The following is a 19,551-nucleotide window of genomic DNA, read 5'->3' as shown; positions in this document are numbered from 1 at the left end:
AGCAGGCTGCCGGGCCAGCCAGGAGCAGGCGGTTATTCCGCCGTGGGCGCTTCGCTTACCGATTCACGCAATATCAACCCGGAAACAAAGTCGTTGCGCAGTTGCATGTCGCCGCCGTCGAGCATGGCGATCAGGCGATTGATGCTTTCATGGATCATGTCGGTAACCGGATCTTTTACGCTGGAGAGCGCGGGGCGTAAGAAGGGTGCGACGGGGATGTCATCAAAGCCCAGCAGCGAGACCTGTTCCGGCACTGCCAGTCCGGCGACGGCAAGCTGTTTTAGCGCGCCCACCGCCATGTCGTCGTTGCTGGCGATCAGCGCGCTGAAGGCGGTTTGTTGTTCCAGCAGTTGCGCTACCGCTTTTGCTCCACAGGCAGGCGTCCATTTACCTTCCACGATCAGTCGCGTATCGGCAGCGATGCCTGCCTGACGCAGCGCCTCTTTGTAACCGGCGAGGCGCTCAAGGGCGGTGGGGGAGTCGATTGATCCGGTGATGAAAGCGATCCGCTGGTGGCCGCGCGCGATCAGCGCCTGGGTGGCGTTAAGGGCCGATCCTTTGTGATCGCAGCAGACGGAATGGCTGTGATGTTTACGCAGCCGACGATTGACCACCACGATGGGCTGGCGCGTTTGTTCAATGATGTCATCCATTTCGTCAATGCTGAGGAAGCGCGGATAGAGAACAATCGCATCGCAGCGCAGGTCGAGCAGGAATTCGATCGCTTCGCGCTCCTGTTGCGCGCTATGTTTGCCGTCGACCAGAATGAGCTGGCGACCGCTTTCTTCTACTTTTTTCGCCGCCTGGGAGAGGATTTCGCTGAAGTAGCTGCCGCTGTAGAGGGTGTTGGTGACGACCATGCCGATGCACTGGGATTTGCTGGTAGCGAGGTTGCGCGCCAGCAGGTTAGGGCGATAGCCAGCGGCTTCAATGGCAGCGAAGACCTGTTTACGGGTTTGTTCGCTAACGTATCCTTTACCTGATAGTACGCGAGAGACGGTCGCTTTGGAGACGCCCGCTTTTTTCGCCACTTCCTGCATTGTTGACATCGATTTTCCCCGCTCTGACCTGTCGGCTCATTCTAAACATTTTTAGCGTGAAGGTTACGGATTATGTTTGGTGGCAGGCTGGGGGCTGCGAGGGTGTCAGCGGCGTGGTTGCGTGGGCTGGGGATGCGGGGGCGTCAGCGGCGCGGTTGCGTGTGCTTGGGGTGCGGGGGCGTCAGCGGCGGGCGGCCCGTTCCGTAAAGACGCAAAAAACGTCATCCATGACAGCTCGGCCCGCGCCTTCCCTGGCGCGGGACGCTTTACTCCACGATCCGCCCGCCGCTTCCCTGACTCCTGAGTCGCCTGTTCGTCGCTAATTTAGCTGCCGCGTCGCCTGTTGCCGCTTCCCGTAATTGTGAGCTGCCTGCCTATTGCTGATTTGTAGGGGTTTCAATGGTTAAGTCCCGAAGCACGGGCTAGAGGGAGTGGGAGGGCCGGGGCCGGGAGGTGGACCTCCCGCGCCAGGGAAGGCGCGGGCGGAGGCCCCAGGGATGGGTGCATGCCGTGCCGCCGATGGCCCCGGCCCTCCCGCGACCGGCACGGAATTTGTTCCAACCAGTCACTCAGCTCCCGCGACCGGCACGGAATCTGTTCCAGCCAGTCACACGGCCACCCGGTCGGCACAGAACCTGTCTCAGACAACCACTCAGCCCCTGCGACCGGTACAACTCCTGTCTCAGACAACCACTCAGCCCTCCCACCGCAATTCCTGAACAATAAACTGAAAGGAGTCAGCACGATCGTAATCACAAATCCTGAACGCGAAAATCGATATCAGTTGATCTTGTTCTGGCGGATAACCAATCTGATGTGAAACCGGTTACCTATTTTGTTGCAGAAGAAAACATAAGGCCGTCAGCGCCATTATGCTTACCCAACCCTTTGAATAAACACTAAAAACCGTTAACCCTACGGTAAAAGTGCGTCATAACAAGAGGTTTCACAGTCATGTCAAAGAATTACGCAGCAATCTCGCGCGCTATAGTCGATGCGATTGGTGGTGGTGATAACGTGGCGGCAGTAACCCACTGCATGACGCGCCTGCGCTTTGTACTTAACGACAACCGCAGCGTCGATGCGGCTACGCTCAAAAAAATCCCTGGCGTCATGGGCGTGGTGCAAAATGATAACCAATGCCAGGTCATCATCGGCAACACCGTCTCCCAGGCCTATGCTGAGGTATTAAAACTTCTGCCCGCAGGCGCACAGGCGCAACGCCCCGATCCGCAAAAAGGAAAACTCACCTTCAGACGCATCGGTGCCGGGATCCTTGATGCGCTGATCGGCACCATGTCGCCGCTGATCCCGGCAATCATCGGTGGATCGATGGTAAAACTGCTGGCGATGATCCTCGATATGACCGGCATCTTCCCCAAAGGATCCTCCACGCTGGCGATCCTCAACGTCATCGGCGACGGCGCGTTCTTCTTCCTGCCGATCATGGTCGCCGCCTCCGCCGCGATAAAATTCAAAACCAACATGTCGCTGGCGATCGCCATTGCCGGTGTGCTGGTGCATCCTAACTTTGTCGATCTGATGGCGAAAGCCGCCCAGGGACAAAACGTAGAATTTGCGGGCATAACGGTAACGGCGGTCAAATATACCTACACGGTAATCCCGGCGCTCTGCATGACCTGGATCCTCTCCTACATAGAAAAATGGGTGGATAAAATCACCCCGGCGGTAACGAAAAACTTCCTTAAACCGATGCTGATCGTCCTGATCGCCGCGCCGATCGCCATCATGCTGATCGGACCGCTTGGCATCTGGATCGGTAGCGGCATCTCAGCGGTGGTTTACACCATTCATCACTACCTTGGCTGGCTCTCCGTCGCCATCATGGGCGCGCTCTGGCCGCTGCTGGTCATGACCGGCATGCATCGCGTCTTCACGCCAACCATTATTCAGACCATCGCGGAAACCGGCAAAGAGGGGATGGTAATGCCCTCTGAAATCGGCGCTAACCTTTCCCTTGGCGGATCGTCGCTGGCGGTTGCCTGGCGCACCAAAAACCCGGAGCTGCGCCAGACTGCACTGGCTGCTGCTGCCTCGGCGATTGTCGCCGGGATCTCCGAACCGGCGCTGTATGGCGTGGCGGTACGGCTGAAACGCCCCTTAATTGCCAGTTTGATCAGCGGCTTTATCTGCGGCGCGGTCGCTGGTTTTGCCGGGCTGGCAAGCCACTCGATGGCGGCGCCGGGGCTGTTTACCAGCGTACAGTTCTTTGATCCAACGAATCCGATGAGCATTGTCTGGGTCTTTGCGGTGATGGCGCTGGCGGTGGTGCTTTCTTTCTTTATTACTTTGATTTTGGGCTTTGAGGATATTCCGGTAGAGGAAAAAAGCGAGCAGACGACTGAACAGACTGCCGCCTGGCCCGCCGCTTCTCAGGCCGTTAAAACGCATTAACAGAGGATGCATATGGAAACTAAATTTCCCGCAGGATTTTTATGGGGCGGCGCGATTGCAGCTAATCAGGCCGAGGGTGCATGGCGTGAAGGCGGTAAAGGACCGGCAACGGTAGATATGATCCCGCACGGCGCCAATCGTTTGGCGGTGAAGCTGGGTCAGCAGCCACGCTTTGAGTGGCGTGACGATGAATTTTACCCCAGCCACGATGCGATCGATTTTTATCACCGTTATAAAGAAGATATCGCGCTAATGGCGGAGATGGGATTTAAAGTATTTCGTACCTCCATCGCCTGGAGCCGTATTTATCCGCAGGGCGACGAACTAACGCCAAATGAAGCGGGTATCGCGTTTTATCGCGATCTGTTTAACGAGTGCAAAAAATATAATATCGAGCCGCTGGTGACGCTGTGCCATTTTGATGTACCGATGCATCTGGTAAAAGAATATGGCTCCTGGCGCAGCCGTAAAATGGTGGAGTTTTTTACGCGCTATGCGCGCACCTGTTTTGAAGCGTTTGACGGACTGGTGAAATACTGGCTGACGTTTAATGAGATCAATATTTTGCTGCACAGTCCGTTTTCCGGCGCGGGGCTGGTATTTACTGAGGGCGAGGATCCACAGCAGGTAAAATATCAGGCGGCGCATCATGAACTGCTGGCCAGCGCACTGGCAACGAAGATTGCCCATGAGGTGAATCCGCAAAACCAGGTCGGCTGTATGCTGGCGGGCGGCAATTTTTATCCTTATTCCTGTAAGCCAGAGGATGTCTGGGCGGCGCTGGAGAAGGATCGGGAGAATCTGTTTTTTATTGATGTGCAGGCGCGCGGCGCTTATCCGGCATGGACAAAGCGTATGTTCCGTGAGCAGGGGATCGCTATTGAGATTCAGCCGGGCGACGAGGAGATTCTGAAGAATACGGTCGATTTCGTTTCTTTCAGCTATTACGCTTCGCGCTGCGCTTCGGCAGATATGAATAACGAGAATACCAGTGCGGCGAATATTGTTAAGTCTTTGAAAAACCCGTTTATTGAGGCCAGCGAATGGGGCTGGGGCATCGATCCGCTGGGTCTGCGCATTACCATGAATATGATGTATGACCGTTATCAGAAGCCATTGTTTTTGGTGGAGAACGGGCTGGGCGCGAAGGATGTGGTTAATGCTCAAGGTGAGATTGAGGATGATTACCGCATTCGTTATTTGCGCGAGCATATTCGGGCGATGGCGGAGGCGATCGAGGATGGCATTCCGATTATGGGTTATACCAGTTGGGGCTGTATTGATTTGGTGTCGGCCTCTACGGGTGAGATGAGTAAGCGCTACGGTTTTGTGTATGTTGATCGTGACGATCGCGGTCAGGGTACGCTGGCACGTACGCGTAAGAAGTCGTTCTGGTGGTATAAGAAAGTGATAGCCAGTAACGGTGCGGATTTAGAGTGATGGGGTTGGTCGCGGGGCCTGGACGTTAGTCTGTGGCAGGTTCGTGCTGGTTGTGGAACCTGAACGCCAGCCTGTAACTGGTTCGTGCCGGTTGTGGAACCGGGACGCCAGTTTGTAACAGGTTCGTGCTGGTCGCGGGAGGGCCGGGGCCATCGGCGGCACGGCATGCACCCATCCCTGGGGCCTCCGCCCGCGCCCTCCCTGGCGCGGGAGGTCCGCCTCCCGGCCCCGGCCCTCCCACTCCTTCTATCCTGCGCTTCGGGACTTAACCATTGAAAACCCCACAAATCAGTAATAGGCAGGCGACTCACAAGTACGGGAAGCGACAACAGACGACACGGCAGTTAAATCAGCGACGAGCAGGCGACACAATCGTTAAATCAGCGGCGGCAGGCGACTCAGGAGTCAGGGAAGCGGCGGGCGGATCGTGGAGTAAAGCGTCCCGCGCCAGGGAAGGCGCGGGACGAGCTGTCATGGATGACGTTTTTTGCGTCTTTACGGAACGGGCCGCCCGCCGCTGACGCCCCCCCAGCCTACGCAACCGCGCCGCTGACGCCCCCGCAACCCCAGCCCACACAACGCGCCGCTGACGCCCCCACAACCCCCAGCCCACTCAACCACGCCGCTAACGCCCGCCAGCCTCAACCCACGGAACCAGGCGGCTTATAACCAACTTCTTACCCTTACTTATTACCGCACATTAAATTCTTTATTAACTAATCGGCATTAAATAACGCACGTTAAGTAATTAATCACGGTTCGAATCTCAAAAACAATCCTTTAAGAAAAATCTCACCTTAAACCAATTAATAAACTCTTGATTATTAATTTTGAATTTTTGCAACAAACTGAATCGTAAAATATATGAAAATAATATGAAGAAAGTCACCATTTTACATCCATATATTTCATCCTGTTACTGGCGGAAATAAAACTTTTCTGCCAAACCTGATATTTACGCCGCACTCCATCAGCGCGGTGCTTCATCTTTTTCAAATTGAAACTTTTAAAAATCCTTATCTGAAAACCAATAACGGACGGTATCTGCAATGGCAAATAAAAGCAGAAGGTTGACTGTGCCTCAGCGCGTTACACGGCCTGAGACAAAAGCAAAACGCGTACGGTTAAGCGCGCTGGCAGTGGCGGTTTGCCTGGGAGCGGTAGGACAGGCAGCAGCGAACAACTATATCGAACAGGGCGTAGCGGGTGATCCAGCCAGCTGGCGCAGCAGCGAATATGACGCCGAGTGGGGACTGGGCGCGATCAATGCTGATAAAGCCTACGCCGCTGGCTACAGTGGCAAAGGCGTCAAAGTCGGCATCTTCGATCAGTCGGTCTATGCCAAACACCCCGAATTTGTCGGTACCGACAAAGTCATCAACCTTGTCACTGAAGGCATACGCGCCTACACCGACCCTTACATTCCGGTAAAAGCAGGCGATGCCTTCCGCTATGACGGCACGCCCAGCGTTGATTCAGATGGTGAACTGGGATCGCACGGTACCCACGTAGCCGGTATCGCCGCCGGCAGCCGCGATGGTGGAGCTATGCATGGCGTCGCCTGGGGGGCGCAAATTGTCAGTGCAGAAAACGGCGACCCCGGCCCGGAAGATGGCATCATCCTTGGAAACGATGGCGCAGTTTATAAAGCAGGCTGGGATGCGCTCAGAGAAAGCGGCGTGCGCATTATCAATAACAGCTGGGGCATCGGCATCACCGACAAATTTGCCCAGGGCGGCAGCGATCCCGCTTATCCGCACTTCACCGTCAATGATGCGCAAAAACAGTTCGACCAGATTAAACAGATCCTTGGCACCGTACCCGGCGGCGCTTATCAGGGCGCAATTGAAGTCGCTCGCAGCGGCATCATCACCATCTTCTCTGCCGGCAACGATGACAACCTCAACAACCCCGACGCTATCGCGGGTCTGGCTTACTTTGTACCAGAAATCACCCCTACCTGGCTCACCGTCGCCAGCGTCGCGCGCGATCCCGCATCCGCCAACAGCGTGCCCTACACCCTAAGCGGCTTCTCCTCCCGCTGCGGCTACACCGCCAGCTTCTGCGTCTCCGCGCCGGGCTCGCGTATTTACAGCTCGATAATCGAGGGCGACAGCATCGATAACCTTACCACCAGCTACGCCAACTACAGCGGCACCTCCATGGCTTCACCGCATGTATCAGGCAGTGCGGCAGTGCTGATGGAACGTTTCCCTTATATGACCGGCGCACAGATTGCGCAGGTACTGAAAACCACCGCCGTTGATATGGGCGAAGCGGGCATTGATGAACTCTATGGTTGGGGCATGATCGACCTCGGTAAAGCAATTAACGGGCCGGGCATGTTCTACACCGTAGAAGATATCCCTGAAGCGCTGCGCGTGCCGGATCCGGATGGCGTGGCCTATGGCCCAACGCAGTTTGTCGCTAACATTCCCGGCATCGGCGCTACGGTAGATGCTGGCACCCCTTATCAGCGTATCTGTAACGAGGCGCAGTGTGATTTTGACGTCTGGTCTAACGACATCTCTGGCCACGGCGGATTGACCAAAGAAGGTGCAGGATCGCTCTGGCTCACCGGCAGCAACACTTACTCCGGCCCGACGCTGATTAACGCCGGCCTGCTGGCGGTTAACGGTTCAGTCACGTCTGATGTCACGGTGCAGCAACAGGGCGTGCTGGGGGGATCGGGCAGCACGGGCGCATTAACCGTCGCCAACGGCGGTACCGTCGCGCCAGGCAATTCTATCGGCACGCTTACCGTCAACGGCGACGTTACCTTTGAACAGGGATCGCGCTATGCGGTAGAGGTCGCGCCGGAAGGACGCAGCGACCGCATCGCCAGTACCGGCGCAATCGCCATTAACGGCGGTGAAGTCAGGGTCTCGCTGGAAAACAGCAGCAACCTGCTTAGCCAGAGCGAACTACAAACGCTGACGGGGCGGTATAACATCCTGACGGCAGAGCAGGGCATCAGCGGTCAGTTTGACAGCCTGCTGCCCAACTATGCCTTTACCTTTCTCGGCACCTCCCTCAGCTATCAGGCGAACCAGCTCACGCTGGCGGTCGGACGTAACGATGCCACCTTCGCCAGCGTGGCGGAAACGGCAAATGAGCGTTCGGTTGCGCAGGCGGCGGAAGCGCTGGGCGCAGGCAACCCAGTCTATGAAAGTCTGCTGCTGAGCGGATCGGCTGGCGAAGCGCGTCAGGCGTTCCGTCAGCTCTCCGGTCAGGTACATGCTGATATCGCCTCGGCGCAGGTCAATGACAGCCGCTATTTGCGCGATACGCTCAACGATCGCCTGCGTCAGGCGGAAGGTCTGGCGGATTCGTCACAAATCAAAGCGGATGAGGGCGGCGCATGGGCGAAACTGCTGGGCGCGTGGGATCACGCTTCCGGTGATGCCAACGCCACCGGCTATCAGGCATCCACCTATGGCGTACTGCTGGGGCTGGATTCCGCCTGGGCGGACGATGCGCGCATGGGCGTGGCAACGGGTTACACCCGTACCTCGCTGGACGGCGGCTACGGAGCCAGTGCGGATAGCGATAACTACCATCTGGGCCTCTATGGCGGCAAAGCGTATGGCGCGCTGGCGCTGCGTGCTGGTGCAGGCTACACCTGGCATCGTTTCGATACCTCGCGTTCCGTGAGCTACGGCAGCCAGTACGATTGGGCTAACGCGCAGTACAGCGCACGTACCGAGCAGTTCTTTGCCGAAGCGGGTTACAGCATCCCGGCAGGGCTGGTTAACCTCGAACCGTTCGCCAGTCTCTCTTACGTTAACTTCCAGAACAACCGCATTGCCGAACAGGGCGGCGCGGCGGCGCTGCATGGCGACAGGCAGCACACGGACGCCACTTTCTCAACGCTGGGTCTGCGTTCCGATCTGCAATGGGATGTTAACGGCGGAACATCAATCGCGCTGCGCGGTGAACTGGGCTGGCAGCATCAGTACGGCGAGCTGGATCGGGGGACCGGGCTGAAGTTCAACGGCAGTAGCGCACCGTTTGTGGTGAACAGCGTCTCTGCTTCGCGCGATGGTGCCGTGATCAAAGCCAGCGCTAAGGTGGCGTTAAACAGCAACTCGCATCTGTCGCTGGGCTACAGCGGACTGTTATCGGAAAACCATCAGGATAACAGCGTCAACGCGGGCTTTAGCTGGAACTTTTAAGTGATATCCAACGGGGCCGTTAGCGGCCCCGTTTTCCCTCAATGCGATCTTGTGCGAGGTAGCTTTGCGTTTGACCCTATACGACGCGCCATCGTCCTGCGCGCACGCGCAAGAAGTCGTTCTGGTGGTATAAGAAGGTAATCACCAGCAACGGCAAGGATGTAGATTAATTAGTGGCAGGCAATGATCTGCATCTCGCGCTATTATAATAACGTCGGTTTTTCTTGTTGGTTGCCGTCTGAATTCAGCTGAAAAAGGCCGTATAAAGCCAAAGGTAAAGCAGCCAGAACTAATATTGATGAACATTGGAAAGTTAAGCTGATACCCTCCTTTTCAATAAAGAAACCGTATGTTACATACGATAAGCTAATCAAAGCAGAACTAAGAAAGCTATTTACAGAAATACAAGAGGCGCGTATGAGTGAGGGATAATGATTATTAACATAATCCATATATATCATATCGACAAATGAGGGTAGGCAAAGTGTTGAATAAAACACAAATATCATAAAATCACCTGATACAGGTAATAAGAATATTGAGGCTGATAGGATCAACCAGGTGATAATTACCAGGTGGGTAAACTTGATTTTTTTAGAAATGAAATCCGAAAAATTATAGAGTACCGCATTCGTTAATTCAATGGCAGCATAGGCGAAGCCGATAACAGAAAGCGAAAATTCAGCTGTATTAAGTAAAGCTTGCCCATAAATATAAGTGGGGGTTAGCACCGCCTCATAGATTGCAAAGCCCAAAAACAGAGGCAGAAGGCTTAGGCCTTTTTTCGACAGGAAAAAATGCCGAACAGAATTTTTTTCTGTGAGAGAAATATTGTCACGTTTATCTAAAGGAATTTCGCTCGGTTTAGCCTCAGTGAGAAAGCATGTAAGCAGTAGCCCAACAACTTTTGTAAAAATAAACACCAGAAATAAAAACTGCCAGGAGGTCTCATCTTTTAACCAACCACCTAAGGCCATAGAGGCAGAAATAGCAAGCGCACTTATTGCTTTTTCACGAGAGTTTATCTTTATAAAACTCTTTTCAGATCTATTTGCTTTTAAATAATCATAGAGTAACGCCTGATCGGAGCCTGATTGAAGGCTAAAAGCCAGACCGTTAAGAATAAACATAACCAAAAAAGGCGTAAAGGTACTGAATAATAAATATCCTAAACCATACAGTATCATAAAAATAAAACTGCAAATAAGAGCCAGTTTTCGGCCATACTTATCAGCTAAAAAACCAGAGGGTAGCTCTCCTATCATCATAGCAATAAATAATGAAGTTTGTAAAAATCCTGTCTCCGTATTATTTATGCCGATGCTAAGGATATAGATAATAAAAACCCCTCTTTTAACATCACTATTCAGTAATGACATGGCTGAATAATAAACCCAAAAAAAATTCAGGTTGGAGTTTGGTTTCATTTTATACTATACCCCATTATGGTTTCCAGCACTGGAAAATTAAAATTTAAACATCTGTTAATGACGTTGCATCTTTTTCGGGCGATAAAGAATTTCATTACCTCCAGAGCTATCATATTGGCAATAATAGCGTTTGTCGCGCCGTTGGAAGGGAAGATTAATCCCCAGTATTTATTTTCAATAAGCGGTTGAACGAGCTGGCAAGCTTTTTTATACTTCATGGCTGCATCAGCTATGATTTATTTAAGCATTGAAATAGGGGGGTAGGTCTGTTTCTGATTTTTCATTATCATAATGGTTATCCTCATTATCGAGGCCTTTTATCTAAACAGCATATGATCTTTTGTTCAAATTAACTTTTCCCGTAACCGGAGCGCCGAACAGGCCGGTCTATATACTGAACTAAAACAACGGTTGCCGGCAGCGGTTCTGTTATATCTGAAGACGCAAAACATGGCAAAAGATTTAGAGCATCCTTCTACAGGATTTTAATAGCTCTCGTCCCGATGATAAATATTCGCCAGCATCGAGATGACCACTATCAGCTGATCGCTCTCCTGGGATAGCCATCGGACAGGGGCTGCGCGTACCTGACCCAGGCGGGCGCTTATTTGCTGTCCATCACACTTATTCAAAAAAACGTAAAAACATAAATTCACCGTTAATTTTTGCAATTGTTATTCCGCCGCCCTTTTACAACATTAACAGGCAGCAAAAAGGCGTTTTCCATTAAATGCAGATGGCGGGTAAAAGGGGAGTAACAATGACGACCTGTTCCGTGCTGGGTAAAAAAGAGAAAATTGGCTATGGACTTGGCGATATGGCCAGCGCGCTGGTCTGGCAAACGGCGACGCTGTTCCTCGCTTATTTCTATACCGATGTCTATGGCTTGCCAGCGGCGATTATGGGCACCATGTTTTTGCTGGTACGCGCGCTGGATGCCTTTGTCGATCCCTGCATCGGCGCGCTGGTGGATCGTACCCGAACGCGCCACGGGCGCTTTCGTCCCTGGCTGCTGTGGTTTGCGGTGCCGTTCGGCGTCTGCTGCCTGATCACCTTCTACGTGCCGGATGCCGGGCCGACGGCGAAAATCCTTTACGCCTGCTTCACCTACACTTTGCTGAGTCTGGTCTATTCCGCGATTAACGTGCCTTACTGCGCCATGCCGGGCGCGCTGACGCTTGATCCGCGTGAACGTCACTCGCTGCAATCCTGGCGCTTTGGTCTCTCATTTATTGGCGGCTTAATCGTGACGGTAATTGCGTTGCCGCTGGTTAACTGGCTGGGCGAGGGTAACGCGCAAAAGGGCTATTTTTATGCCATGAGCCTGATGGGCTTGCTGGGCGTGGTGCTGTTTTTCTGTTGCTTCGCCATGACCCGCGAACGCTACTATTCCGCTGCCGACAATAACAGCTCCATGCTCAGCGATTTGAAAACCCTGGCGCGCAACAGCCAGTGGCGCATTATCTTCTTCTTCAATATCCTGCTGCTGACGGCGGTGGTCACGCGCGGTTCCGCGACCATGTATTACGTAAAATATCTGCTGTTGCGCCCGGAACTGGTATTCGCCTTTATTGTTTCCGGTATGGCCGCCGCGCTGCTGGGTGCCCTGTTATCCGAACGGCTGCTGGGCAAATTCGATCGGGTGCGCGCCTATCAGTGGACCATTATCAGCTTTGTTATCCTCGGTTCGCTGATCTTCTTTCTACCGCCAACCGCGCTCTGGTGGATATTCGGCATCAACATCGTATTCAGCTTCCTGCAGAACCTGACCACGCCGCTGCAGTGGACCATGTTTTCCGACGTGGTGGATTACGAAGAGCAGCGCAGCGGGCGACGGCTGGATGGGCTGGTATTTTCCACCGCGCTGTTCGCCATCAAATTTGGCCTGGCGCTGGGCGGAGCGCTGGTGGGCTGGATCCTCGCGTTGGTGGACTATCTGCCCAACCAGCCGCAGCAGTCAACGGGCGTGCTGACCACTATCAACGCCCTGTTCACCCTTATCCCTTCGGCGTTATTCCTGGCGATGGCGTTGCTGCTGTGCATCTACAAGCTTAACAGCCGCAGAGTAGCCGGGATCGCCAGCGAGCTGGCGCGTAAGCGTCAGCAGCGTGAAGAGCTTCCCCCTCTGGTTTCCGCAATTCAGGAGTAATCTATGACCGCTATTTATCAGGATCCACAGCGCCCCGTTGCCGAACGCGTCGCCGACCTGCTGGCGCGCATGACGCCGGAAGAGAAATTCGCTCAGATGCACGCCTTCTGGCTGATCCTTTCACCCGACGGCGCGCATCGTGAACGCAGCGATCTTAGTGATAGCTTCTCCGGCGCGGGCCAGTTGAGCGATCTTAATGCGCGGCTGCAGCGTGGCATCGGGCAGATCACCCGGCCACTGGGCACCCATGTGGTTGAGGCGCAGGACGGCGTCAGGGCGACCAACCGCCTGCAGAAAACGCTGGTGGAGGAGACGCGACTGGGCATTCCGGCGCTGTTTCATGAAGAGTGCCTGGTTGGCCTGCTGTGCAAAGGTGCGACGCTGTTTCCTTCGCCGCTGAATTACGCCTCTGCCTGGGATCCGCAACTGGTCGGGCAGGTAGCGGCGGCGATCGGCGAAGAGGCGCGATCCACCGGCTGTCGGCAGGGGCTGGCCCCGGTGCTGGATGTTTCGCGCGATGTGCGCTGGGGGCGCACCGAAGAGACTTTCGGCGAAGATCCCTGGCTGGTTGGCGTGATGGCCACCCATTTTGTTAAAGGACTACAGGGGAAACAGCGCGATCTGTTGGCGACGCTGAAGCATTATGTCGGCCACTCTTTTAGCGAAGGCGGGCGCAACCATGCGCCGGTACATCTCGGATTTTGCGAACTGAATGACACCTTCCTGCTGCCGTTTGAGATGGCCGTTAAGCTGGCTAATGCCGGTTCCGTGATGCCTGCCTATCATGATATTGATAATCAGCCTTCTCACAGCGATGCCTTTCTGCTGACCACGCTGCTGCGTGAACGCTGGGGCTTCGACGGTATCATCGTGGCCGATTACGGCGGCGTCAGTCTGCTGCATCAGCACCATGGCGTTACGCACGATGCGGCAGAATCGGCGGCGCTGGCCTTTAACGCCGGGCTGGATATCGAATTGCCGAAAGATGACTGCGCACAGCACCTGGCGCAAGCGGTGGAACGCGGCCTGATTAGTATGCATAAAGTGGATGAAATTGTGGGCCGCCTGCTAACCGAGAAGTTTCGCCTGGGGCTGTTTGAGCAGCCCTACGCCGATGAAAGCCGCATCAATCTGCAAAGCGCAGAGGCGCGACGGCTGGCGCGCGAAGTGGCGACGCGTTCCATCACTCTGCTGGAAAATAACGGCGTCCTGCCGCTGAAGCCAGCGCAGCGCGTGGCGGTGATCGGGCCGACGGCAAACGATCCGCTGGCGCTGCTGAGCGGCTACAGCTTTCCGGTGCATCTGATTATCAGCGATATGCTCGACCAGGCGTCGCAAGTCGTGACGCCGCTACAGGCGCTGCGCGCTGCGCTGGGTGAAGATCGCGTCAGCTATGCCCGTGGCTGCCATATCATTGAACAGCGGATGGCGGGCGCGCCGGTTTTCCCCGGCGACAGCGCCGGAAAGCCAATGCAGCAATCGCCGGTATCGCAGGACCTGTCGTTAATCCCGCAGGCGGTAACGGTGGCGGAACAGAGCGAGGTGATTATTGCCTGCGTGGGCGATCTGGCCGGACTGTTCCAGAGCGGCACGGTAGGGGAAGGCTCGGATGCGGAAAGCCTGTCGCTGCCGGGCGTGCAGCAACAGCTGCTGGAGGCGCTGGTGGCAACCGGTAAGCCGGTGGTGGTGGTAATGACCGGGGGCCGACCTTATAACCTCGGCGGGCTGGAGGAACGTGTCGCGGCCTTACTGATGGCCTGGGCGCCGGGGCAGGAGGGCGGACCGGCGCTGGCCGACGTGCTCACCGGGCGTGCCGAGCCGGAAGGACGGCTGGTGCTGTCGGTGCCGAAAAGCGCCGGTGCGATGCCCTATTACTATAACCACAAGCTCAAAAGCGGCGGCACGCCGTTCGCCTTCCATTTTGGCGCACGTTATCCTTTCGGCTACGGTAAAAGCTGGACAACCTTCAGCTACGGCCCGCTCAGCTTCAGACGTGATGAGGTCGCTATTGACGGCGAAATCGAGGTCGCGCTTGATATTACCAACAGCGGTCAGCGCGCAGGCAGCGAGGTGGTGCAGCTGTATGTGCGCGATAAGGTCGCCTCAATGGTCAGGCCGGTACAGGAGCTTAAGGCGTTTCAGCGCGTCAGGCTGGCGCCGGGCGAAACGGCACGCCTGACCTTTTTCCTGCCGGTGGATATGCTCAACTTTACCAGTCGGGAAGGGGAGCGCGTGGTGGAACCGGGCGAGTTTGAGATTCAGGTGGGCGCCTCCAGCGCGGATATTCGTCAACGCGGCACGGTGCAGGTCACCGGCGCGCTGCGCGAACTGCCGTCGAACTGGCGGATGCTGAGCCACTGCGAAATCGGGCGTAGCCTGTAGCGCCAAATACGGATGCGCTTTCGCTGCGGTTGTTGGATAACCAACAGGTCAATGGCACCCCAGCGGCGTTAGAGCACGTCATAATGTTAACGAGGTCGCAAATGCGGCCTTTTTATCATTCTATCGATGATAACGCCGCTGATACGGGTAAATTTTTCAGTCATAAGCAAACCGCCAACAATATCTTTTGGCAACGTCTTTTTAACAAACAGACATAAATTCTGGACAATTTTTAGGTGCCCGATAATAATAGGCGCGCTTTAAAACCCATAAGGTTTTCTGCAGTTAACCGGCTGAATATGCAGGATGGTTTCTACTGGCTCTTTCCGTTATCTGGCCGCATTTCCTGTTATGTAAGCCAAAAAAATAATAATAATCTGCTGATAATTTGTTTTAAGTGCTTAAAAATAATTGCGATCTGCTTTATTTAGCCGGTGGGTTAGTTATAGCCCTGCGTCACCCTGCGCAGCGAAGAGAACGATATTCGCCAGGAAATTTACGAGTTATATAAAAACATATTGGCACGCCCTTAATTAAACATTTTTTATTTTCAGGCATGGACAAGGACTAAGAAGAGAACGTGAAACGCCGTCATCTCAGGAAAGTGGGGTCGCTAACAGCTGTTGTTATGTTGACTTCAAGCTGCGCCAGTCTGCATCAGGCTGGCGAAAATTATGGCACGGCCATCGGCTGTATTGGCGGGGCGGCATTAGGCGGGGGGATAACTTATCTCGTTACTAAGGATGCCACTAAAGCTGTAGCCGGCGGATTAATCGGCGGTATCGCCGGCTGTATGGCTGGTAACGTCTGGCAAAGTCGCGAGAAAGCATTGGCCCAAATCGCGGCAGAAGAACATATCGCGATTAGAAGCCAGCCGCTGCAGGCGAAGCAGAAAAGCGGTACAGAAACCGTAGGGCTGGTGGCCCAGGTTGAAGACAGCGGCATGTTTGATACTAACAGCGCTCAGCTTTCCGCCAGCGGACTGCGTCAGGTCAGAAAGATCGCTGCCGTTATGAAAGAGGGCGACCAAAACGGCGTAGTGTTGATTGTCGGCCACACCGACGCTACCGGAAGCGCCAGCTGGAACCAAAAGCTGTCAGAGCAGCGGGCGCAAAATGTCGGTCGCATTCTGCAGCAGGCTGGCCTCAATCCGCAGAAGCTTTATTTTCAGGGCGCGGGCTCGTCTCGTCCTTTAGCCGATAACACCACTTACGACGGACGAGCGGCGAACCGTAGGGTAGAGATCGTTGGTCTGGCAAATGAAACCTTGCTTCGTCAGCGCGTAGAGCAGGAAGGCAACAACCTGGCCTATTTACGCTATGGCACCCAGCCCGCCGCTTCGCAGCAGGCTAAAAGCGCCTCCGTGCCAGCGCCCACAAAACGCCGTTCTGTAGGGATCCGCAGCCCTAAAAAAGCGCCGGACAGCACGCCGGTAGCGCAGAGCCAGGAGACAGCAACCGTATCAACCGTGTCGGAAAATAATAAAAACTGGGTAGATTTTGGCGGCCAGGCAGTCAGCGCCTCCACGCTTCCTTTGGCGGCGAATCTTAAGCCGCGCAGCAGCGGGTTTTCGCTGATTTCGCAGGCCAACGCCAGCGGCGTAACGGGAAGCTGCCTGACTGATAACGCACGCGTAGCTGGCGCGGCGAAAAATCTGGCCAATGGAAAAGCGCTCGACGATCATCAGACGCGGGAATATTTCAACGGAATGAATGGCCGAGCATGGGCTGGGCTGGTTAATAACCATCTGGTCACGCTTTCGCCGGTAAAAGTGCTGAAAGATAATGCCGCCGTGGTGGCGAACCCGAATGTGTATATTACTCGCAACTACCAAAGCAGCGGCAACCGTAAGGCTGATGCGCCGATAAGCGCTGTCGCTAACGCATGGGAAGGCGAAGACAGCATTCTTTATCGGGTTTATCTGCCATCCGAAAAACAGCAGCCTCTCTCCTGTATCGATCTGCTGGTGCCGAAAAATGCCACTAAAGCGCAGCAGGGCCAGCTTTTTTATACCAGTCACAGCAATGCCTGGGTGGCGAATTACAGCCCGACCCGTAGCTAATCAAGGAAACAAAGAATGGAACTTTTCCAGACTATCGCCGAGGCGATCTCCCTCTATCGCTATATTTTTTGGCCGCTACTGGCCCTGGTGATCTTAATTGTCGTTTTTATTCGCTGGTGGAATCAGGTCAGCTATTTCTTCCTTAATTTCTTCAGTGGTTTTCCTGTAATCGGTCTTATTGCCCGTCTTTCACGCAGCAATGAGCCCCGCCGCACAGAGTCGGATGGCAAAGCCTGGTATCCCGCCGAGAAAATGCTTTGCGCTAAGTACTGGCGCTATTATGAGTCTTTTAATCACAGCGCTAACTTCTATCATCAATGCGTGAATTACCTGAACAAGGTAGATGAGCGCGGGCGCAAGCCGACCGGTCCGCTGTTGTGGTTCTGTAGCGTGGCGTTAGTATTGCTTGAGGCGTTTATTTTTGCGCTGGTGCTGTCGCCCTTTATCGCAAATAACATTTCTGCTAATCAGGCTGAGTTTTCCGCGATTGTTATCTCTGTCTTAATCGGTGTGGTGCTGGTGCCGGCCACCCATTTAATGGGGGCAGAACTGCATAAAAATACGCTGCTGAAAAAGATCCGCTACTGGTATAACGATGCGCGTCATGATGGCAATGCGAAAGGGTTAGCTAAAGCTAATAATGTCTCGCTCGAAACCAGTGACGTTGATGATGATCAGCCCAATTACATCCAGATGCGTAATCGCGTTAACACCAACGTTGAGGCCAAGCCGCAATACTGGGCGACGGTTATTGCGCTGGCGCTGATTATTTTCTTTGCGGTCGGCGCCTATTTTGTTCGTGCGGCCACTATAGATGCCATCGATACGCAGACGGTGAATGGCTCGCCCTTTAGCCAGATGAGCGATACGCAAAGTTCGCCTTTCGAACTGCCTGATGCGGCCGTGGCGGATAATGCTAAAGCTGACAGCCAGGCTGCAGAAGAGATCAACCATAACCGTGTATTTGCCTCTAAGCTGACGTTTATCATCCTTTCCGTGATTTTTGTCGGGGTACAGCTGATTGGTATTCTTATCGGCATCTATCGTTCTTTTGCCGGTATTGAATCGAAAATGGCGGCGAAATATGTCGGTAATTTCAGTGGTTCGGAAGAATTTACTGCCTGGCACAGCGCGCGCCGCGAGCGCGTCGAGCGTGATGCGCAGGAGAAGCTGAGCGCGTTACAGAACCGTATGTTAATGAAGCGCACCAGTAGCCAGAGCCAACAGCTTAATGAACTGCTGACCTTTGATGACTACATCAGTGGGAAAATCCTTGGCAAGGCCCGTGCCGAGCGCGCATTAAATGAAAGCAGCATCAAGGATAGCAACCAGGCGCAACCCAGTGCCGCCCCTGCGCCGGTTGTTCAACCAACGCCTATGGTAACTGCGCAGATGCCAGAGCCGGTGCCCGCCGCGCCGACACTGTTGCCAGAACCCTCGGTTCAGCACGGCGCCCGGCAGAATGAAAAAGAGCGTCTTGAGGCGCTGGGAGAGTTAACCGGATTAGACGAAGAAGAACTGGCACTGATTGCCGAAGATCAGGGGTTCGCTCTGGAAACCTTAATGAAACGCCAGCGCGTTCAACAATTGCTTAACCGGACAAGGGCGAAGGGGGAAGCATGAGAAGCTGGCTTGCGCTAATGTTGCTGGGGATGACGTGCGTAACGCAGGCGGCCGAGCGAAATGATATTCCCAGCTGTTATCACTTTCTGAAGCAGGATGCCGTACGTCCTAATGGCAGCGGGCGTGAACTGGTCATCATCATCGATCAAACCGTTAAGGTGCCTTTGTCCCTGAAAGAGTCAGTCTGGCAGCACGTACTCCGCTACGTGCAACCGGGCGATCGCGTCGTGCTGTATCAGTTCTCTGCGCTGCTTCAGGATAACTATCTGAAGCGGGTCTATGACGGCAAGCTGGAAGCGCTATTTACCGATCAGAAGGCGCGTAACAACATGGGCATGGAGAGCCTGAAAAAACTCGATGCCTGTTTGCTGCAGCAGAAACAGTATTTCAGTCAGGGGATCGGTAAGCTAATGGCCGCCAGCTTTGCCGCCGACAGTGATAACGTGGCCAAAAGTGAAATTTTTGGCAGCCTGAAACGCATTGCTGAAGATTTGAAAAGCGATCCAGCCCACGATAAATCGGTGTTGTTGGTATCGGATATGCTGGAGAACAGCGACTTCGTCAGTTTTTACAGCAATAACCGTATCCGCGCGATCGCTGCTGAAAAAGAGATGGCGAAAGTGACGGAACAGAACCTGATCGCTGATTTTAATGGGGCGAAAGTTTACGTGGCGGGAGCTGGGCTTATCGATACCGCCGCTAAAAATAACTACCGCTCCGGCAAAATAATGCAGCAGCTTGAAACATTCTGGCAGCGCTATTTTGAAGCATCGCACGCTGAGCTGATTAGCTTCGGTGCGCCGGAGTTAACGGTAGAGATTAAGTAAGCGCTTTA

At 54.3% G+C, this 19,551-nt stretch carries 10 protein-coding genes; 8 read left to right on the top strand and 2 right to left on the bottom strand.

Going from position 1 to position 19,551, the window contains the following annotated elements:
- Window positions 1-32 precede the first annotated feature (32 nt).
- The gene (locus tag B1H58_RS04525; RefSeq protein WP_085068193.1) at window positions 33-1,049 is read right to left on the bottom strand and encodes a LacI family DNA-binding transcriptional regulator; all 1,017 of its coding nucleotides are present in this window, start codon (window positions 1,047-1,049) and stop codon (window positions 33-35) included.
- Between the two features lie 945 nt (window positions 1,050-1,994).
- On the opposite strand from B1H58_RS04525, the gene ascF reads away from it, so the two are divergent.
- From ascF to B1H58_RS04510, 3 genes are all read left to right on the top strand, one after another.
- Window positions 1,995-3,455, top strand: coding sequence for a PTS cellobiose/arbutin/salicin transporter subunit IIBC (gene ascF, locus B1H58_RS04520; RefSeq protein ID WP_085068192.1), 1,461 nt, complete (start codon window positions 1,995-1,997; stop codon window positions 3,453-3,455).
- Window positions 3,456-3,467: 12 nt separating this feature from the next.
- The gene (locus tag B1H58_RS04515) at window positions 3,468-4,895 is read left to right on the top strand and encodes a 6-phospho-beta-glucosidase (protein WP_418304137.1); all 1,428 of its coding nucleotides are present in this window, start codon (window positions 3,468-3,470) and stop codon (window positions 4,893-4,895) included.
- 1,139 nt (window positions 4,896-6,034) lie between these two features.
- The gene (locus B1H58_RS04510) at window positions 6,035-9,070 is read left to right on the top strand and encodes an autotransporter outer membrane beta-barrel domain-containing protein (RefSeq protein ID WP_237172478.1); all 3,036 of its coding nucleotides are present in this window, start codon (window positions 6,035-6,037) and stop codon (window positions 9,068-9,070) included.
- A gap of 203 nt (window positions 9,071-9,273) precedes the next feature.
- On the opposite strand, the gene B1H58_RS04505 is transcribed toward B1H58_RS04510, so the two are convergent.
- The gene (locus B1H58_RS04505; RefSeq protein ID WP_085068189.1) at window positions 9,274-10,497 is read right to left on the bottom strand and encodes an MFS transporter; all 1,224 of its coding nucleotides are present in this window, start codon (window positions 10,495-10,497) and stop codon (window positions 9,274-9,276) included.
- Between the two features lie 763 nt (window positions 10,498-11,260).
- Here B1H58_RS04505 and B1H58_RS04495 point away from each other — a divergent pair.
- From B1H58_RS04495 to B1H58_RS04475, 5 genes are all read left to right on the top strand, one after another.
- Entirely contained in the window at window positions 11,261-12,649 is a 1,389-nt protein-coding gene (locus B1H58_RS04495; protein WP_085068187.1) for an MFS transporter, read from the top strand.
- Window positions 12,650-12,652: 3 nt separating this feature from the next.
- Window positions 12,653-15,031 (top strand): glycoside hydrolase family 3 N-terminal domain-containing protein, encoded by a 2,379-nt coding sequence (locus tag B1H58_RS04490; protein WP_085068186.1) that lies wholly within the window; start codon window positions 12,653-12,655, stop codon window positions 15,029-15,031.
- Window positions 15,032-15,659: 628 nt separating this feature from the next.
- Window positions 15,660-17,093 carry an OmpA family protein gene (locus tag B1H58_RS04485; protein WP_237172450.1) on the top strand — a complete coding sequence of 478 codons (1,434 nt, stop codon included), beginning with the start codon at window positions 15,660-15,662 and terminating at the stop codon, window positions 17,091-17,093.
- A gap of 15 nt (window positions 17,094-17,108) precedes the next feature.
- Complete coding sequence (locus B1H58_RS04480; RefSeq protein ID WP_085068184.1) at window positions 17,109-18,716, top strand: hypothetical protein; 1,608 nt, start codon at window positions 17,109-17,111, stop codon at window positions 18,714-18,716.
- The gene (locus B1H58_RS04475; protein ID WP_085068183.1) at window positions 18,713-19,543 is read left to right on the top strand and encodes a hypothetical protein; all 831 of its coding nucleotides are present in this window, start codon (window positions 18,713-18,715) and stop codon (window positions 19,541-19,543) included. Before B1H58_RS04480 ends, B1H58_RS04475 begins: the two co-directional genes overlap by 4 nt.
- Window positions 19,544-19,551: the final 8 nt, after the last annotated feature.

The organism is Pantoea alhagi (genome assembly GCF_002101395.1).
GTDB classification, from domain to species: Bacteria; Pseudomonadota; Gammaproteobacteria; order Enterobacterales; family Enterobacteriaceae; genus Mixta; species Mixta alhagi.
Note: the sequence above shows the minus strand (reverse complement) of the source record. Positions and strands in the feature narration are given on the sequence as shown.

What these genes read in the sequence shown, in the direction of transcription:
- B1H58_RS04525 (WP_085068193.1), bottom strand. Translation starts at nt 1,049, where the DNA reads ATGTCAACAATGCAGGAAGTGGCGAAAAAAGCGGGCGTCTCCAAAGCG.
- ascF (WP_085068192.1), top strand. Translation starts at nt 1,995, where the DNA reads ATGTCAAAGAATTACGCAGCAATCTCGCGCGCTATAGTCGATGCGATT.
- B1H58_RS04515 (WP_418304137.1), top strand. Translation starts at nt 3,468, where the DNA reads ATGGAAACTAAATTTCCCGCAGGATTTTTATGGGGCGGCGCGATTGCA.
- B1H58_RS04505 (WP_085068189.1), bottom strand. Translation starts at nt 10,497, where the DNA reads ATGAAACCAAACTCCAACCTGAATTTTTTTTGGGTTTATTATTCAGCC.
- B1H58_RS04495 (WP_085068187.1), top strand. Translation starts at nt 11,261, where the DNA reads ATGACGACCTGTTCCGTGCTGGGTAAAAAAGAGAAAATTGGCTATGGA.
- B1H58_RS04490 (WP_085068186.1), top strand. Translation starts at nt 12,653, where the DNA reads ATGACCGCTATTTATCAGGATCCACAGCGCCCCGTTGCCGAACGCGTC.
- B1H58_RS04485 (WP_237172450.1), top strand. Translation starts at nt 15,660, where the DNA reads ATGTTGACTTCAAGCTGCGCCAGTCTGCATCAGGCTGGCGAAAATTAT.
- B1H58_RS04480 (WP_085068184.1), top strand. Translation starts at nt 17,109, where the DNA reads ATGGAACTTTTCCAGACTATCGCCGAGGCGATCTCCCTCTATCGCTAT.
- B1H58_RS04475 (WP_085068183.1), top strand. Translation starts at nt 18,713, where the DNA reads ATGAGAAGCTGGCTTGCGCTAATGTTGCTGGGGATGACGTGCGTAACG.